This is a genomic window from Curtobacterium sp. 9128 (assembly GCF_007673775.1).
GTDB lineage: Bacteria > Actinomycetota > Actinomycetes > Actinomycetales > Microbacteriaceae > Curtobacterium.
Genome location: NZ_VEAF01000006.1, coordinates 242,435 through 256,808, shown reverse-complemented (window position 1 = coordinate 256,808; position 14,374 = coordinate 242,435). Strand labels below are relative to the sequence as shown.

Here is a 14,374-nt window from a genome sequence, read left to right as displayed (position 1 = left end):
CGGAGGCGGGTCGCGCCTCCAGGCCGGGTCAGCCGCGCTTCTTCGCGGCCTTCTCCAGCTTCTTGCGGAGCTTCTTGCGGGACTTCCGCGCGTGCGGGTCGTTCCACATCTTGCGGACGGTCTCGCCCTTGGACTGCTTGACGACGGTCCGGTTGGCGCGAGCGCCGAACCAGAAGCCGACGAGCACGATGGCGGCGATGACGAGGAGGCGGTTGCGCATTGTCGAGTCCCTTCAGTGTCGGATCCCAGCCGGTCAGCCGGTGATCCGTCGTACGAGGTCGGTGATGATCGGCCAGACGTCGCCGGCCCGGTCGGCCGATCCGATCGCGACGGTGACGAGCGGGTAGGCGGTGACGGCGAGGGTGACGACGATCGCGAGGACGGCGGGCACCCACGCCGCCAGGCTACGACGTCGCGTCGCGGCGAGGACCAGCAAGCCGAGGACGACGATCCCCCCGAGCACCGTGACGAGCGTGACCCGGACGAACGGGAACGGCACGAGGCCCGCGGTGGTCGCGGTGACGCCGGCGAGGAAGCCCGTCAGCGGCAGGAACGCCCCGACGAACACCAGGACGACGGCGAGCACGCCGACGACCGTGGCGATCCAGACGCCGCGGGCGCGCGGCGGACGCTCGCGCCCGAAGCGTCGGCCGCGGCGGCCGGACCACACGGTCACGCGCGGGCGTCCGGCTCGGACGACGTCGTGCCGTGGGCAGCGAGGTCCCGGGCGGCGAGGTCACCGGCGGCGGCGTCCTCGGCAGCAGCGGCCTCGGCAGCCGCCTGGCGCGCGCGTCCCGCAGCGTCCTGTGCGGCGTCGGCCGCGTCCTCGGCGGCGTCCGCCGCGACGGCTGCCGCATCGGCGGCGTCGGAGGCGCCGTGCAGTCCGGCCGGGTCGGTGGCGGCTGCATCGGCGGTGCCCGACGCACGGGGCCCGTCGACCGAGTTGACGCGCCCGGCGTCGGGCAGGGCGTCTTCGGCACGGTCGGCCGCGGCGTGCGCACGGTCGGCGGTGTCGGCGGCGGACTCCCGCAGCCGGTCGAGCGAGTCGGCCGCGGCGGCGCCCGTCCGATCGGCCGTGTCGGCGGCCGCGTCGCGGACGTCGATCGCCGCGTCACGGGCGCGGTCAGCGGTCTCCGCCGCGGTCGCGCGCACCTGGTCGAGGGCGTCCGCGGTCACGGCACCCGTCCGCTCGGCAGCGATCCGGCCGCGTTCGGCGACGTCCGCGCCGACCGCCTGCGCCGTCGCCGCGACGTTCGACGACGTCTCCCGGACGGCCGCGGCGGCGTCGCTCGACGCGTCTCGGACCCGGTCGGCGGCCTGGGACGCGGCGTCCCGCGCGGAGTCGACCGCCTCGGAGAGCTTCGAGGGTTCGTCGTCGAAGGGTCCGTGCACGTCCGTCACGCGGACGTCGACCCGGGCGGGCTGCCCGGTGACCTCTGCCACGGCGTGGGCGACCTGCGCGCGGACCTCCTCGGCGACGCGGGTCACGGGCTCGGGGTAGGTGACCACCAGGGACACCTGCACGTCGAGACTGCCGTCGGCATCGTCGACCTTGACACCCAGGGCACTCGCGGTCCGGCCGAGGCGGGAGCGGAACTGGTCTGCGGCCCGCTCGAGGACACCGCCCAGGTGGTGCACACCGTCGACGCCGATGGCGGTCACCGCCGCGGTCCGCGCAGCGACGGTGAGGACGCCGGCGTCCTCGGGCAGTGGTTCGGTCAGCGACGCCGGAAGTGCGACGTCGACGACCTGCGTTCGGGCGTGGGTCTCGTTCTCCATCAAGTCCTCCTCGGTCCGGACAGGAGACGACGGGGCAACCGAGATCGGGTGCCCCGTCGTCGTCACTGCGCTTGCCTAGTTCTTGAAGACGTCCTTGACGTCCTCGCCCGTCTGCTTCACGTTCGCGGCGGCCTGGTCCTTCTTGCCCTCCGCGACCTTCGAGTCGTCGTCCGTGGCGTGGCCGAAGGCCTCCTTCGCCTTGCCGGCGACTTCCTGGGCGGCGTTCTTGATCTTGTCGTCGAGACCCATGGTGGGTTCCTTCCGTCGGACGGGCTGCTGCCCGTCATGTTTGTGGGGGAGTCGAGCCGGGAGGCTCGGGGTGCGTCCGCAGACAGCGGTCAGTGGACGCGGACCGACTTCGCGAGTGCGGAGCGGGTGCCACCGGTCAGGTGCACGAGCACCGGGACCGGACGGCCGAGGGTGCGGTCCAGCACGCCGACCGCGTGGTCGACGGCGTCGAGGACGGCGACGGCGTCGCCGCCGCGGCGGACCGCGACACGGACACGGGCGGCGCGCTCCTTGCGGACCTGGTAGACGTCGACCTTCGTGTTCACGACGTCACCGACACCGTGGAGTTCGTGCTCCATGACGTCACGGACGAGTGCCACGTTGATCGTGACCGCGTCGTCGCCGGAACGTTCGCGGACCGCGACCGAGGTCCCGCCGCCGCCCCGGGTGAAGACCCAGACGAGCGACAGGACGATGACCACGGCGCAGACGACCGCGATGATCCACAGGGACGCCGCTGGCACGTCGACGCTGCGGGGGAACGTGACGTACGGCCGGAGCACGTCCCGGACGGCCGGCAGGACGCCGGCGCCGATCGCGAGTCCGACGACCACGGCGACGAGACCGAGGACGAACAGGATGATGCGGTTCACGGTGCGGTTGCTCTTGGTCATGACAGCGTCCCCTGTTCTGCGACCCGGACCGTGACCCGGCGGCCGAAGCGGTCGTCGAGTCGGCCGAGCCGTTCCTCGACGGCGGCGCGGACCGCGGACTCGTCGACGGCGATGCCGGAGACCGGGACGACCCGGACCTCGGTGCTGGTGCCGCGCGAGCTGGCGGAGGTGTTGTCCTCCGGCACCCCGGCGGCCGCGCTCGCGGCGTTCGCGGCGGTGGCGGCGATGATGCGCGTGTCGACGACGACGGCTCCCCGGTCGTGCGGGACGACCGAGCGGTGCTGCCGTCCAGGCTTCAGGGCCAGGACGACGAGGACGACACCGAAGACGACGAGGACCACGGCGATCACCTCGGCGATCGTCAGGAACGCGGCGTCCGGACGGAGCGCGGCGTCGACGGCCGTCTGCGGGTCGGCGAGGAGCGGACGCGCCCCGACGGCCTTGAGGACGGACTCGGTGCCGATCCAGGCGGCCACCAGGACGAGGACGACGAGTGCGACCGACACGGCAGTGGACCGCGAGCGGTGCATGCTGCGGCGTCGGATGCGACGCTCGATGCTGTTGCTGCTCATGACGTCTCCTACCGGACTCGGGTGTCGCGCTCGCGCACGATCCCGGTCAACTCGATGTGGGCACTGCCGACCTGGCGGCCGGTGAGGCTCCCCAGTCGGTCCTTGACCTCGGACGCCACGGCCGTCGCGCGGCCGACGATGTCGTCGGCCGCCGCGATCGGACCCGTGATGTCGAGGGCGATGCGTCCCTGGTGGTCACCGACGGCGACGCGGACCTTCTTCGCCGGAGCGCCGAGACGCTCGGCAGCGACGGCGCGGGCGCACGAGGTCAGGGCCCGCGCCGTGATCTCGACGCGACCCGGGACGTCCGAACCACCGATCTCGACGCGGCCCGGGACGTCCGGGCCGCCGGTCACCGGGAGCTCCGGCGTCCGGTCAGCACGTCGGTGAGGGCACCGCGGTCGATCTTGCCGGAGACCAGCGCGGCGACGAGTGCGCCGACGGCTCCGAAGACGACGACCAGGACGAAGCCCCAGAACCCGAACTGCAGTGCGACGACTGCCAGGATGGCGCCGATCAGGGCGCCGATGAAGGTGCTGCTCATGCGACTCGCGACTCCTTCTTGTCGTCCTCGTCGTCGTCGTCGCCCGGGATGAAGACGTCCTGCACGGTCACGTTGACCTCGGCGACCTCCATGCCGACGATCTGCTCGAGCGCGCGGGCCACGGCGGAGCGGACGCCCTGGGCGACCTGCTGCAGCGGCACCGGGTACTCGGCGACGATCACGATGTCCGCGGCGACCTGCTTCTCGCCGACCTCGACCTTGACGCCCTGACCCAGGTCGCGCTGGCCGATGGCGTCGCGGATCGCGCCGATGGCACGCGCGGCGCCGCCGCCGAGGCCGTGCACGCCGTTGACCTCACGAGCGGCGATGCCGGCGACCTTCGAGACGACGGTGTCGTCGATGACGGTCTTGCCGGTCGTGGTGCCGGTGGCGTTCTGCGATCGCGATGCGACGCTCGACGTGGTGCTCGTGGTGGGGGTGCTGGTGGTGGTGTCAGCCATGGTGATCTCCTTCCGATGGTCCCGCCAGGTGTTCCCAGCGGTTGCTGTTCACGGATGAGACGGGGTGACCCCGAGGAAAGTCACACGGCCGTCACGCTTCCCAGCGAGATGCCAGGGAACGGCGTGATCGCGGCCGTGGTGTACCCCGATGCGTGTCCGGAGGTCAGTCGCCGGCGCGCATTCCGTCCGGGGTGTTGCGCGCTGTGCTCTCGGCACGGACCCGGCGGACCACGGCCATCGGGGTGGATCCGCACTCGGTCTGGAACAGCTGCTGCAGGCGGCGCGGGCGTACCCCGACGGCGTCGGCGATGCGGTGCACGGTCAGGGGTTCGTGCGCGTGGTCCCGGATGAACGTCAGGGCTGAACGGACCCGGGTCGAGAGCGTCCCGGTCTCGGGTCGACCCCCGCGGACGGCACGGACCGTCGCAGCGGGTTGCTCGCCGAACCGTGCGCGGTACGCCGTCGCGAACCGGCCGGGGTTCGAGAACCCCCACTGCTGGGCGACCTCGGTGACCCCGCCCTCGTGCGAGCCGCCGAGCAGCGCGCGCCGTGCCTCGTCCAGTCGGTGGTCGCGGAGGAACCGGCTCGGCGTCACCCCGAGCGTGCGGAGGAACACGTCCTGCAGGCCGCGCTCGGACAGTCCTGCGGCCTCCGCGATCGACCGCACTGCCGGACGGTCGCGGGCGTGCTCCTCGATGTACCGGATGGCGTCGCGGAGCCGGTTTGCCACCGGGACGTCGTCGCCGCGGTCACGCACGGGGAACGTGTCGAGGACGACGACCGCGAGCCGCCGGTTGAGCGCCGTCCGCATCGCTCCCCGCACGCGGTCGTCGAGCAGCGCCGGGCTCAGCTCGTGGACGAGTCGACGGAGGGGTTCGCGGCGGGCGACGAGTTCGTCCTGCTGGTCGAACAGCAGCGGTCCGTCCACCTGCCGGTAGCCGAGCTCACGGCTGACCCTGCGGAGGAACCGGTCGGCGACGTGCACACCGTTGTAGACCGTCGCCTCCGACTCGAAGCGGTAGCTCTCACTCGCGGACGCGATGTACGGCGCACCCGGTCGGACCACGCGGGTGTGGTCCGCGAACTGCATCTCCAGGTGTCCCTGCGCGAGCCAGAAGACGACGTGGTCGTCGCGCGGGCCGATCACCCCCGACCGTCGGCCCCCCGACGCGCGCATCGTCCGGAGCGAGAGGTCGTCGTCCCCGATCACCAGGTACTCGTACCGGGCGCCGGCGGCGGCGTCGAGCTCGGAGGCGAACGTCGACCCGTGGTACTCGGATGCGAAGATCGCGCCGTAGCCCGAGCCGTCGTCGTCCGTGAACCGCTGCTTGCGGAACCCGTTGTCGGACGACGTGTGCACATCGACATCTTCACATCCCGGGCCTCGCCGGGCCGTGTCGGCATCCGAGGTGCTGTACAGGAAGCGCGAGCACACTCGCGTCCAGGGCGACGCAGGAGCCGTCCCACCGACCTGGAGGATGCACCCATGGCAGGCAAGCACGAGCAGATCCGCGGCGAGTCCGACCGGTCCGACGGCGTGGAGACCCGCGCGGGGGCGTTCACCGACAGCGACATCCCCGGCGAGCCGACGGTGCCGTCCGACGAGCCGGTCGGCGAGTTCGTCGGTAGCGACATCCCCGGCGAGGACGTCCCGACGACGACCCAGCCCGACGGCGAGTACGTCGACTCCGACATCCCCGGCGAGGACGAGCCCCGCCCCTCCGCCGAGGTGGGCCACTACGTCGACACCGGCAGCGGCACGGACGACACCGAGAACGGCTGAGCGACCGGCCGGACCCGGCTAGTCGATGAGGTCTGCCTGCGTCAGCAGGCGGACCGTCTCGATGCCGGCGGGCGGGAACCGGTCGGCATCGTCGGAGGTGACCCACACGACCTCGTCCACCTCGGCGGACGCGACGGGCGTGACGGCGTCGAGCGGGCCTCCCGGCCGGACCAGGAACAGGGTCATCGTGACCATCGTGTCCGGACCGTGGCCGTGCGCCGCCTCCGTGACGACGGCGAACTCGTCGACGTCGTCCGCGGTGAGCCGGAGGCCCGTCTCCTCCAGGGCCTCCCGCACGACGGCCTCGACGTCGGTCTCGTGCGGCTCCGCCTTGCCACCGGGCAGGTAGAGCACGTCGCGGCCACGCGCCCGCACCATGAGCACGCGTCGGTCACGGACCAGCAGCAGTGCGCTGACGCGGAGCGTCGGTCGCGGTCGGGGGAGGCTCAGCTCGCGTCCGCAGCGTCGTCGCGGATCGGCGCGGTCCGGTCCGCCAGCGGCACGACGGGGGTGGGCACGTCCAGCTCCGCCTCGGGTTCGGCACGGACGCCGAACAGGGCGTCCAGCGCGCCCACGAACTCGTCGCCGCGGCCGGCCCGGCCGAGCTCCCGGGCACGGACCGACGGACGGTGCAGCAGGACGCCGACCAGGTGCCGGAGTGCGCGCTCGGTCTGCTCCGCGGTCTCCGGCGTGCTGTCCCCGCGGCGGTGCACGCGGTCGATCTCGTCGTCCAGGATGGCGAAGACGTGCTTCCGGAAGGCCACGAGCGCCGGCGTCGTCGACTGCTCCATCGCCTGAGCGCGGAACCGGGACACGGCGTCGTCGACCATGGCGCGGGCCTCGGACTCGGCGTTCAGCTCGGCGATCGGCGCGTGGATGCCGATGGTCTCGAGGTCGAGCAGTTCGACACCGTCCACACCGGCCGCGGCCGGGTCGACGTTCCGGGGGAGTCCGAGGTCGATCACGATGCGCCGGACGCCGTCGTCGAGGTCGGCCGGCCCGATGACCGGGACCTCGCTCGACGTGCACGTGATCACGACGTCGCTCGTGGCGATGGCCTGGCGGAGGTCGGTCGCCGCGACGAGGTCGTGCTTGGCGGCGAACCACGGTGCGCGACCCGACGGCGAGTGGACCTGGATGCGCTCGGCACCGCGGTCACGCAGCGCGGCGATCGTGGTCGCGGCGTAGCTGCCGGTCCCCACCAGGAGCACGTCGGTGTGCGCCCAGTCGGTCACGCGCGACGACGCGAGCTCGAGCCCGAGGCGGACGAGCGAGCGGCCCGCCGCACCGATCCGGGTCCGGGTCTTCACGCCGCGGGAGGTGTGCGCGGCCTCCTGGAAGAGCCGCTCGAGGTCCGAGGTGGTGGTGCCGTTCGCGCGGGCCTCCTCGAGCGAGCGGCGGACCTGCCCGGAGATCTCGGTCTCGCCGATCACGACGGACTCCAGCCCGCTCGAGACGGCGAACAGGTGCTGCACGACGTCCTTGCCGCCGAGGACGGACACGGAGTCGAGGACCTCGTCGCCCTGCAGACCGCTGGCCGAGGCGACGGCCTGCACGGTGGCGGACACCGCGGAGTCGCGGTCGTCGCCGGCGATGTCGAGGTAGGCCTCGAAGCGGTTGCAGGTCGCGAGGACCACCGCACCGTCGAGGACGTCCGAGTCGGTGACGAGTCGGGAGGCGGCCGCGGGGGCGCCGATGCTCAGTCGCTCCAGGAGGTCGAAGCTGGCGTTGCGATGCGACGCCGTGAGACAGATGAGCACGTACTCCATGGTACCGCGCATGTCCGACAGTCGCTGCTGCGACAATCGACAGGTGACCGATGCACCCACCTCCGTCCTGCCGGCAACGCACCCGATCGTCGACGGCCGCACCGCCGGGTCCCCGCTGGTCCGTGCGCTCCGTGGCGACCGGCCGGAGACGCTGCCGGTGTGGTTCATGCGGCAGGCCGGCCGTTCGCTGCCGGAGTACCGCGAACTCCGCGTGGGGACCGCCATGCTCGACGCCTGCCTCGACCCGGCGATGGCGTCGGAGATCACACTGCAGCCCGTCCGACGGCACGGGGTCGACGCCGGCATCTTCTTCAGCGACATCGTCGTGCCGATCAAGCTCGCGGGCGTCGACGTGGAGATCGTCCCCGGGCGCGGGCCGGTGCTCGGCTCCCCGATCCGCACCCCCGCGGACGTCGACGCGCTCGCGGCGCTCGACCCGGCTGCCCTCGCCCCGATCACGCAGGCCGTGGAGCGCACCGTCGCCGGCCTCGGCACCACGCCGCTCATCGGCTTCGCCGGCGCCCCGTTCACCCTCGCCGCGTACCTGGTCGAGGGCGGCCCGTCGAAGGACCACATCCGTGCCCGCACGATGATGCACGCCGACCCGGAGACGTGGTCGCGCCTGCTCGGCTGGGCCGCCGACGTCTCCGGGGCCTTCCTCCGCGCCCAGGTGCTCGCCGGGGCCTCGGCCGCGCAGCTGTTCGACTCGTGGGTCGGCTCGCTCTCCCGCGCCGACTACCTGGCGCACGTCGCACCGCACTCGGCCGCGGCGCTCGCCCACGTCGCCGACCTCGGCGTCCCGCGCATCCACTTCGGCGTCGGCAGCGGCGAGGTCCTGCGGGACATGACCACCCTCGGCACCGACGGCGTGCAGGTGGACGCCGTCGGCGTGGACTGGCGCCTGCCGCTCGACCAGGCCGTCGAGCGCGTCGGCTCGGGGGTCACGGTGCAGGGGAACGTCGACCCCGCGATGCTCGCTGCGCCGTGGGAGGTGCTCGAGGCCCACGTGCGCGACGTCGTGCGCCGCGGTGGCTCCGCCCGCGCCCACGTGGTGAACCTCGGGCACGGGGTCCCGCCGGAGACCGACCCCGCCGTGCTCACCCGGCTGGTCGAGCTGGTCCACACCCTGGGCGACGGGACCATCGGGGCCGTCGCATGACGGACGCCGTCGTCGTCGGGGGCGGGTTCGCCGGGCTCGTCGCCGCCCGCGACCTCGCGAAGGCCGGTGTGCACGTGGTGCTCGTCGAGGCGTCGGGGACCCTCGGCGGCATGACCCGCCGCCACACCGTCGCCGGGATCGACCTCGACATGGCGGCGGACTCGTTCGCCACCCGGACGGACGCCGTCGGGTCGCTCGCGATCGAGCTCGGGCTCGGGAACGACATCGTCGACCCCGACCCCCGCGGCGCGTGGCTGATGACCCGCGACGGTCGCGTCGCCCCGATCCCGAAGACGGGGATGCTCGGCATCCCGGGCAGCCCGATGGCCGCCGACGTCATCGCCGTGGTCGGGCAGGGCGCCGCGTTCCGGGCCCAGTTCGACGCACTCATCCCCGGTCCGGTCGGTGCGGGGGCCGCGTCCCTCGGCGAGCTCGTCCGGCGACGGATGGGGGCCAGGGTCCTCGACGACCTCGTCGTGCCGATCGTCGCCGGCGTGCACTCCACGCACCCGGACGACCTCGACCCGGACCGGGTCGCCCCGGGCCTCCGGGCAGCGCTGCAGCGCGAGGGATCGCTCGCCCGCGCCGTGCTGGCGCTCCGGGAACGCGCGACGGCCGGGTCCGCCGTGCAGGGCATCCGCGGTGGGATCGTGCGACTCGTCGACGAGCTCGTCGCGGACATGGAGACCTACCGGGTCGACGTCCGGCTGCACACCCGTGCGTCCCGGATCGAACGCGCCGCCGTCGAGGTCCTCGGTGCCGACGGCGTCGCGGAGCGGCTGGTGGCCGACCACGTCCTGGCCGCGGTGCCGGACCCGCACCGTGCCGCGAGCCCACGGCGCGCGGGCATCGAGCTGCTCACGCTCGTCGTGGACCAGCCCGAGCTCGACGCCGCGCCGCGCGGCACCGGGATGCTCGTGCACCCCGACGCCGTGGGCGTCCGCGCGAAGGCACTCACGCACGCCACGGCGAAGTGGCGGTGGCTCGCCGACGCGGCGGACGGACGTCACGTCCTGCGGCTCAGCTACGCGACGACCGCAGCGGACGCGCACGACGTGGGCACGAGCCTCCCGGTCGACCCCGGCGGCGAGGCGGGCGTCCGCGCGACGACCGACGCGACCGCGCTCCTGGGCGTCGCCGTGGACGCGCGGAACGTGGTCGGCGCCGCCCGCGTCCGCTGGCACGGCCCGGACACCGCGCCGGCCAGCCTCGCCACGGGCGTCGTCGGCATCGGCGAGGCGACGCGGGGGCGCGGCCTGGCCGGGATCGTCGACGGCGTCCGGGGCACCGTGCGGGACCTCCTCAGTTCCTGAGCGGACCACAGACCCCCCGAGGGCTACTGTTGGTGGAACGCCGAGACATTCCGTTCGGCGCATGACCACGCACTCAAGACCACAACGGAGGAACCATGCGAGGCAGGCTCCTGTTCGTCGCCGGCGCAGCACTCGGGTACGTCCTGGGATCGCGAGCCGGGCGGGCGCGGTACGAACAGATCAAGACCGTCACCGGCAAGATCTGGAACAGCAACGGCGTCCAGCAGGGCGTCCACACCGTCGAGGACTTCGTCGCGGACAAGACCCCCGACGTCGCCGAGTTCGTCGGTGAGCAGACCAAGAAGGTCGTCCGCAAGGTCGGTCAGAAGAAGGACGCCCAGGCCTCATGACCGACACCCGTGACCGGAAACCGCGATCGCTGTTCGGTCTCGTCGGGGACGTCCCACAGCTCGTCAAGAACCTCGTCAAGGGTGAGATCGCGCTCCTCAAGGCGGAACTCGTCGGCAAGGCGAAGGTCTTCGCGATCGCCGCGGCCATCCTGGTCGTGGCCCTCGTCATCGTGCTCTACGCGATCGGCGTCCTGCTGACCGCTGCCGTGATGGGCCTCGCGACGGTCATGCCGGCCTGGCTGGCCGCCCTCGTCCTGGCGTTCGTGATGCTCGTCGTCGCTGGCATCCTCGGGTTCGTCGGCTGGAAGCGGTTCAAGAAGGGGCTGCCGATCACGCCGAAGCGCACGATCGACAGCGTCAAGAACGACATCAACGCGGTGAAGGGCATGGGCAAGAAGCCGACGCCCCCGACCCAGCACGCGTCCCGCAAGCCGGACGTGAGCGGTCGGTTCTGAACCACCCACTCCCGGAGGACCCCGTGACCGACCAGCACCCCCACGACCAGCTCGCCGACGACGTCGCCGCGACTCGGGCACAGCTCTTCGACACGCTCGACGCGATCGAGGACAAGCTCAACGTGCCGAAGCAGATCGGCATCGCGGCGTCGAAGGTCAAGCGCGGTGCCCAGGCGAACCCGGTGCCGTACCTGGCCGGGCTCGGAGCCGGCGTGGCGGTGGTCGGGGGTATCGTCGTAGCGGTGCTCCGACGGCGGTAGCGCTCGCCGCCGGACGGGGAGCGGCGTTTCCCCTCGCAACGACAGGACATTGGACGCATGAGTTCCACCGTGCCCGCGCACGACCCGTCCCACGACTCCGGGATCGACCCGAACCTCCTCACCGCGTACGCGCTGTGGGCCGTGTTCCGCCGGCCCCTCGGACCGATCCACACGGTCGGGCCCGACGCGGTCGCCGAGCTCGACGGCGTCGTCGCCGCGGCGGCCGAGCGTGGTGTGACCATCCGCGGCTTCTACGACGTCTCCGGCTTCCGGGCCGACGCGGACGTCATGGTCTGGCTGCACGGCGACGACGCCCAGGCGATCCAGGCCGTGCTCCGGGCGATCCGGCGGACCGCGCTCTTCCAGGACGCCGAACCCGTGTGGCACGCCATGGCGATGCACCGCGAGGCCGAGTTCAACAAGCGGCACACGCCGGCGTTCCTCCGTGGCAAGGACCCGGAGGCCTGGATCACGGTCTACCCGTTCGTCCGGTCCTACGAGTGGTACCTCCTGCCCGAGGAGGAGCGGTCGACCATGCTCCGCGACCACGGCATCGCCGGTGCGAAGTACCGCCGCGTCCTGACGAACACGATCGCCACCTTCGCGCTGAGCGACTACGAGTGGATCCTGCCGCTCGAGAGCCCGGACCTGGTGGACCTCGTGGACCTGATGCGCGACCTGCGCTACACCGAAGCACGCATGCACGTGCGTGAAGAGGTGCCGTTCTTCACCGGTCGTCGCGTGACGACCACCGAGCTGCCGGAGGTGCTCTCGTGAGCGACACGTCGACCAACATCACGAACGGACGGGGCACGGTCCTCGCCGCGACCCCCGCGGCGGCGGACGGCCCGGAGCACGTCGAGGTCCCGACCGCGTACGACGCGATCCTGCTCGCCGGCTTCGGCGGTCCCGAGGGCCAGGACGACGTCATCCCGTTCCTGCGCAACGTCACGCGTGGCCGCGGCATCCCGGACGAGCGGCTCGAAGAGGTCGCCCATCACTACCGGCACTTCGGCGGCGTCAGCCCGATCAACGCGCAGAACCGCGCGCTCAAGGCGGCGCTCGAGGCCGAGCTCGCGCAGCGCGGCATCGACATGCCGGTGCTCTGGGGCAACCGCAACTGGGAGCCCTACCTCGAGGACGCCTTCACCGAGGCAGCCGACCGCGGTCTGACGAAGCTCATCGCCATCGCGACGAGCGCCTACTCGTCCTTCTCGAGTTGCCGCCAGTACCGCGAGGACTACGCCCGCGTGCTCGACAGCACCGGGCTCGTCGACACGATCCAGATCGACAAGATCCGGCAGTTCTTCGACCACCCCGGCTTCGTCCGGCCGTTCGTCGACGGCGTCCGTGACGGCCTGGCGAAGGCGATCGCCGAGAACGAGGGCCTGGACGTGGCGACCGAGCTGCGGGTCCTGTTCTCGACGCACTCGATCCCCTCCGCCGACGCGGCACGGTCCGGCCCCGACTTCCGCGGGTTCGGCGAGCACGGCGCGTACGAGGCGCAGCACCTCGCCGTCGCCGAGGTCGTCCTCGAGCAGGCCTGGAACGAACTGCTCGCGCAGCCCGAGCACGCCCACCTGGCCGGGACGACGAAGCCGGGCTGGAAGCTCGTCTACCAGTCGCGCTCGGGCCCACCGACGCAGCCGTGGCTCGAGCCGGACATCAACGACTTCATGAACGAGGAGCTCAAGGGCGGTCCGACCCGTGCCGTGCTCATCGTCCCGCTCGGCTTCGTGAGCGACCACATGGAGGTCATGTGGGACCTCGACGAAGAGGCGACGGAGACCGCCCAGGAGCTCGGCTTCTGGTCGCTCCGGACGCAGACGCCCGGCGTCGACCCGGCGTACGTCTCCGGTCTCGTCGACCTCGTGCTCGAGCGCGTCCAGGGCACGCCGACCGCCGACCGCCCGCACCTGACCGACATCGGTCCCTGGTACGACGTGTGCCGTCCGGGGTGCTGTGAGAACGTCCGCGCCGGGTTCAAGCCGGCGGCCGCCGGGCTCGCACCGTGACCGACGGCGCCACCACCGCCTCCACGGGCAGCACCGGTCCCGCACCGATCCGGCTCGGCACTCGGGCCAGCCGACTCGCGGTCGCGCAGTCGCAGGACGTCGCGGACCGCCTGGCGAAGGCCTCGGGACGTCCGGTCGAACTCGTCACGGTGACGAGCGAGGGCGACACGAACCGTGCCTCCCTGGCGTCGCTCGGCGGGACGGGTGTCTTCGCGAGCGCGCTCCGCGAGGCGCTCGTCGCGAACGAGGTCGACGTGCTCGTGCACTCGCTCAAGGACCTGCCGACCGCGCCGTACGAGGGGCTCACGATCGGCGCGGTGCCGAAGCGCGCCGATGCCCGTGACGTCCTCGTCGCGCGGAACGCCGCCACGATCGAGTCGCTGCCCGAGGGCGCGAAGGTCGGCACCGGGTCGCCGCGACGCGTGGCGCAGCTCCTGGCGAAGCGTCCGGACCTCGACGTCGTGGACATCCGCGGCAACATCGACACCCGGCTCGGACGCGTCGAGGACGACCTCGACGCGGTCGTGCTCGCCGCCGCCGGTCTGGCACGCATCGACCGCCTCGGCGAGGCGACCGAGCTGCTCGACCTCGGCTTCTGGCCGAGCGCTCCCGGACAGGGCGCGCTCGCGGTCGAGATCCGCTCCTCCGAGACTGACCGGAGCCTGCTCGCGGGGCTGCGGAAGCTCGAGCACGCGCCGACGCGGCTGACCGTGTCCGCCGAGCGCCGCGTCCTCGAACGGCTCGAGGCCGGCTGCTCCGCACCGATCGGCGCGACCGCCATCGTCGACGCCGAGATGCTGCTCGTCTCCGCCACGGTCTACCGTCCCGACGGGTCGGAGTACCGCACCGCGTCGCACGCCGCGGTGCTGGAGGGCTCGGCCGAGACCCGTCTCGCCGACGCGCTCGAGGTCGGCGACCGCGTCGCTGCCGAGCTCCTCGAGAACGGCGCGGCCGACCTCGCGGACATCGCACCCTCGTCGAGGTAGGCGCCACGGACACGCGTGCTCCGGTC

21 protein-coding genes are annotated in these 14,374 nt (G+C 72.6%); 9 read left to right on the top strand and 12 right to left on the bottom strand.

Going from position 1 to position 14,374, the window contains the following annotated elements:
* Positions 1-28 precede the first annotated feature (28 nt).
* The 10 genes from FS641_RS14770 to FS641_RS14725 form a co-directional block, all read right to left on the bottom strand.
* The gene (locus tag FS641_RS14770; protein ID WP_144765123.1) at positions 29-220 is read right to left on the bottom strand and encodes a hypothetical protein; all 192 of its coding nucleotides are present in this window, start codon (positions 218-220) and stop codon (positions 29-31) included.
* A gap of 33 nt (positions 221-253) precedes the next feature.
* The gene (locus tag FS641_RS14765; protein ID WP_144765121.1) at positions 254-676 is read right to left on the bottom strand and encodes an MFS transporter permease; all 423 of its coding nucleotides are present in this window, start codon (positions 674-676) and stop codon (positions 254-256) included.
* Positions 673-1,779 carry an Asp23/Gls24 family envelope stress response protein gene (locus FS641_RS14760; RefSeq protein ID WP_144765119.1) on the bottom strand — a complete coding sequence of 369 codons (1,107 nt, stop codon included), beginning with the start codon at positions 1,777-1,779 and terminating at the stop codon, positions 673-675. Before FS641_RS14760 ends, FS641_RS14765 begins: the two co-directional genes overlap by 4 nt.
* A gap of 75 nt (positions 1,780-1,854) precedes the next feature.
* A complete protein-coding gene (locus FS641_RS14755; protein WP_144765117.1) occupies positions 1,855-2,028 on the bottom strand; it encodes a CsbD family protein in 174 nt (57 codons plus the stop codon).
* Between the two features lie 89 nt (positions 2,029-2,117).
* Entirely contained in the window at positions 2,118-2,681 is a 564-nt protein-coding gene (locus FS641_RS14750; RefSeq protein ID WP_144765115.1) for a hypothetical protein, read from the bottom strand.
* Positions 2,678-3,253 carry a DUF6286 domain-containing protein gene (locus FS641_RS14745; RefSeq protein ID WP_144765113.1) on the bottom strand — a complete coding sequence of 192 codons (576 nt, stop codon included), beginning with the start codon at positions 3,251-3,253 and terminating at the stop codon, positions 2,678-2,680. Before FS641_RS14745 ends, FS641_RS14750 begins: the two co-directional genes overlap by 4 nt.
* A gap of 8 nt (positions 3,254-3,261) precedes the next feature.
* Positions 3,262-3,609 (bottom strand): hypothetical protein, encoded by a 348-nt coding sequence (locus tag FS641_RS14740; protein ID WP_144765111.1) that lies wholly within the window; start codon positions 3,607-3,609, stop codon positions 3,262-3,264.
* Positions 3,606-3,797 (bottom strand): DUF2273 domain-containing protein, encoded by a 192-nt coding sequence (locus FS641_RS14735; protein WP_144765110.1) that lies wholly within the window; start codon positions 3,795-3,797, stop codon positions 3,606-3,608. Before FS641_RS14735 ends, FS641_RS14740 begins: the two co-directional genes overlap by 4 nt.
* Positions 3,794-4,258, bottom strand: coding sequence for an Asp23/Gls24 family envelope stress response protein (locus FS641_RS14730; RefSeq protein ID WP_144765108.1), 465 nt, complete (start codon positions 4,256-4,258; stop codon positions 3,794-3,796). The genes FS641_RS14735 and FS641_RS14730 overlap by 4 nt, the downstream gene beginning before the upstream one ends.
* A gap of 163 nt (positions 4,259-4,421) precedes the next feature.
* Entirely contained in the window at positions 4,422-5,618 is a 1,197-nt protein-coding gene (locus tag FS641_RS14725; RefSeq protein WP_144765106.1) for an AraC family transcriptional regulator, read from the bottom strand.
* 126 nt (positions 5,619-5,744) lie between these two features.
* Here FS641_RS14725 and FS641_RS14720 point away from each other — a divergent pair, with 126 nt between their 5' ends.
* Entirely contained in the window at positions 5,745-6,041 is a 297-nt protein-coding gene (locus FS641_RS14720; protein WP_144765104.1) for a hypothetical protein, read from the top strand.
* An 18-nt stretch (positions 6,042-6,059) separates the two neighbouring features.
* Here the strand turns inward: FS641_RS14720 and FS641_RS14715 are convergent, their stop codons facing one another.
* Together FS641_RS14715 and FS641_RS14710 are read right to left on the bottom strand one after the other, a co-directional pair.
* Positions 6,060-6,419 carry an NUDIX domain-containing protein gene (locus FS641_RS14715; RefSeq protein ID WP_144765102.1) on the bottom strand — a complete coding sequence of 120 codons (360 nt, stop codon included), beginning with the start codon at positions 6,417-6,419 and terminating at the stop codon, positions 6,060-6,062.
* Positions 6,420-6,487: 68 nt separating this feature from the next.
* On the bottom strand, positions 6,488-7,801 hold the full coding sequence (locus FS641_RS14710; RefSeq protein WP_144765100.1) for a glutamyl-tRNA reductase: 1,314 nt from the start codon (positions 7,799-7,801) through the stop codon (positions 6,488-6,490).
* Positions 7,802-7,820: 19 nt separating this feature from the next.
* Between FS641_RS14710 and hemE the strand changes: the two genes are divergently transcribed.
* From hemE to hemC, 8 genes are all read left to right on the top strand, one after another.
* Complete coding sequence (gene hemE, locus FS641_RS14705; protein WP_144765098.1) at positions 7,821-8,969, top strand: uroporphyrinogen decarboxylase; 1,149 nt, start codon at positions 7,821-7,823, stop codon at positions 8,967-8,969.
* Positions 8,966-10,282 (top strand): NAD(P)/FAD-dependent oxidoreductase, encoded by a 1,317-nt coding sequence (locus tag FS641_RS14700; protein ID WP_144765096.1) that lies wholly within the window; start codon positions 8,966-8,968, stop codon positions 10,280-10,282. Before hemE ends, FS641_RS14700 begins: the two co-directional genes overlap by 4 nt.
* A 95-nt stretch (positions 10,283-10,377) precedes the next feature.
* Positions 10,378-10,632 carry a hypothetical protein gene (locus FS641_RS14695; RefSeq protein WP_144765094.1) on the top strand — a complete coding sequence of 85 codons (255 nt, stop codon included), beginning with the start codon at positions 10,378-10,380 and terminating at the stop codon, positions 10,630-10,632.
* A complete protein-coding gene (locus FS641_RS14690) occupies positions 10,629-11,087 on the top strand; it encodes a phage holin family protein (RefSeq protein ID WP_144765092.1) in 459 nt (152 codons plus the stop codon). The genes FS641_RS14695 and FS641_RS14690 overlap by 4 nt, the downstream gene beginning before the upstream one ends.
* Before the next feature lie 23 nt (positions 11,088-11,110).
* Positions 11,111-11,347 carry a DUF3618 domain-containing protein gene (locus tag FS641_RS14685; protein ID WP_186317784.1) on the top strand — a complete coding sequence of 79 codons (237 nt, stop codon included), beginning with the start codon at positions 11,111-11,113 and terminating at the stop codon, positions 11,345-11,347.
* A gap of 57 nt (positions 11,348-11,404) precedes the next feature.
* Positions 11,405-12,124: a hydrogen peroxide-dependent heme synthase gene (hemQ, locus tag FS641_RS14680; RefSeq protein WP_144765088.1), complete on the top strand. Its 720-nt coding sequence runs from the start codon at positions 11,405-11,407 to the stop codon at positions 12,122-12,124.
* Positions 12,121-13,362 carry a ferrochelatase gene (locus FS641_RS14675; RefSeq protein WP_186317783.1) on the top strand — a complete coding sequence of 414 codons (1,242 nt, stop codon included), beginning with the start codon at positions 12,121-12,123 and terminating at the stop codon, positions 13,360-13,362. Before hemQ ends, FS641_RS14675 begins: the two co-directional genes overlap by 4 nt.
* The gene (hemC, locus tag FS641_RS14670) at positions 13,359-14,348 is read left to right on the top strand and encodes a hydroxymethylbilane synthase (RefSeq protein ID WP_144765086.1); all 990 of its coding nucleotides are present in this window, start codon (positions 13,359-13,361) and stop codon (positions 14,346-14,348) included. The genes FS641_RS14675 and hemC overlap by 4 nt, the downstream gene beginning before the upstream one ends.
* Positions 14,349-14,374: the final 26 nt, after the last annotated feature.

Excerpts from the sequence above, each read along its gene's own strand:
- FS641_RS14700 (WP_144765096.1), top strand. The coding sequence starts at position 8,966 with ATGACGGACGCCGTCGTCGTCGGGGGCGGGTTCGCCGGGCTCGTCGCC.
- hemE (WP_144765098.1), top strand. The coding sequence starts at position 7,821 with ATGTCCGACAGTCGCTGCTGCGACAATCGACAGGTGACCGATGCACCC.
- FS641_RS14715 (WP_144765102.1), bottom strand. The coding sequence starts at position 6,419 with ATGGTGCGGGCGCGTGGCCGCGACGTGCTCTACCTGCCCGGTGGCAAG.
- FS641_RS14695 (WP_144765094.1), top strand. The coding sequence starts at position 10,378 with ATGCGAGGCAGGCTCCTGTTCGTCGCCGGCGCAGCACTCGGGTACGTC.
- FS641_RS14735 (WP_144765110.1), bottom strand. The coding sequence starts at position 3,797 with ATGAGCAGCACCTTCATCGGCGCCCTGATCGGCGCCATCCTGGCAGTC.
- FS641_RS14750 (WP_144765115.1), bottom strand. The coding sequence starts at position 2,681 with ATGACCAAGAGCAACCGCACCGTGAACCGCATCATCCTGTTCGTCCTC.
- FS641_RS14760 (WP_144765119.1), bottom strand. The coding sequence starts at position 1,779 with ATGGAGAACGAGACCCACGCCCGAACGCAGGTCGTCGACGTCGCACTT.
- FS641_RS14720 (WP_144765104.1), top strand. The coding sequence starts at position 5,745 with ATGGCAGGCAAGCACGAGCAGATCCGCGGCGAGTCCGACCGGTCCGAC.
- FS641_RS14755 (WP_144765117.1), bottom strand. The coding sequence starts at position 2,028 with ATGGGTCTCGACGACAAGATCAAGAACGCCGCCCAGGAAGTCGCCGGC.
- FS641_RS14745 (WP_144765113.1), bottom strand. The coding sequence starts at position 3,253 with ATGAGCAGCAACAGCATCGAGCGTCGCATCCGACGCCGCAGCATGCAC.
- FS641_RS14770 (WP_144765123.1), bottom strand. The coding sequence starts at position 220 with ATGCGCAACCGCCTCCTCGTCATCGCCGCCATCGTGCTCGTCGGCTTC.
- FS641_RS14690 (WP_144765092.1), top strand. The coding sequence starts at position 10,629 with ATGACCGACACCCGTGACCGGAAACCGCGATCGCTGTTCGGTCTCGTC.
- hemQ (WP_144765088.1), top strand. The coding sequence starts at position 11,405 with ATGAGTTCCACCGTGCCCGCGCACGACCCGTCCCACGACTCCGGGATC.
- FS641_RS14730 (WP_144765108.1), bottom strand. The coding sequence starts at position 4,258 with ATGGCTGACACCACCACCAGCACCCCCACCACGAGCACCACGTCGAGC.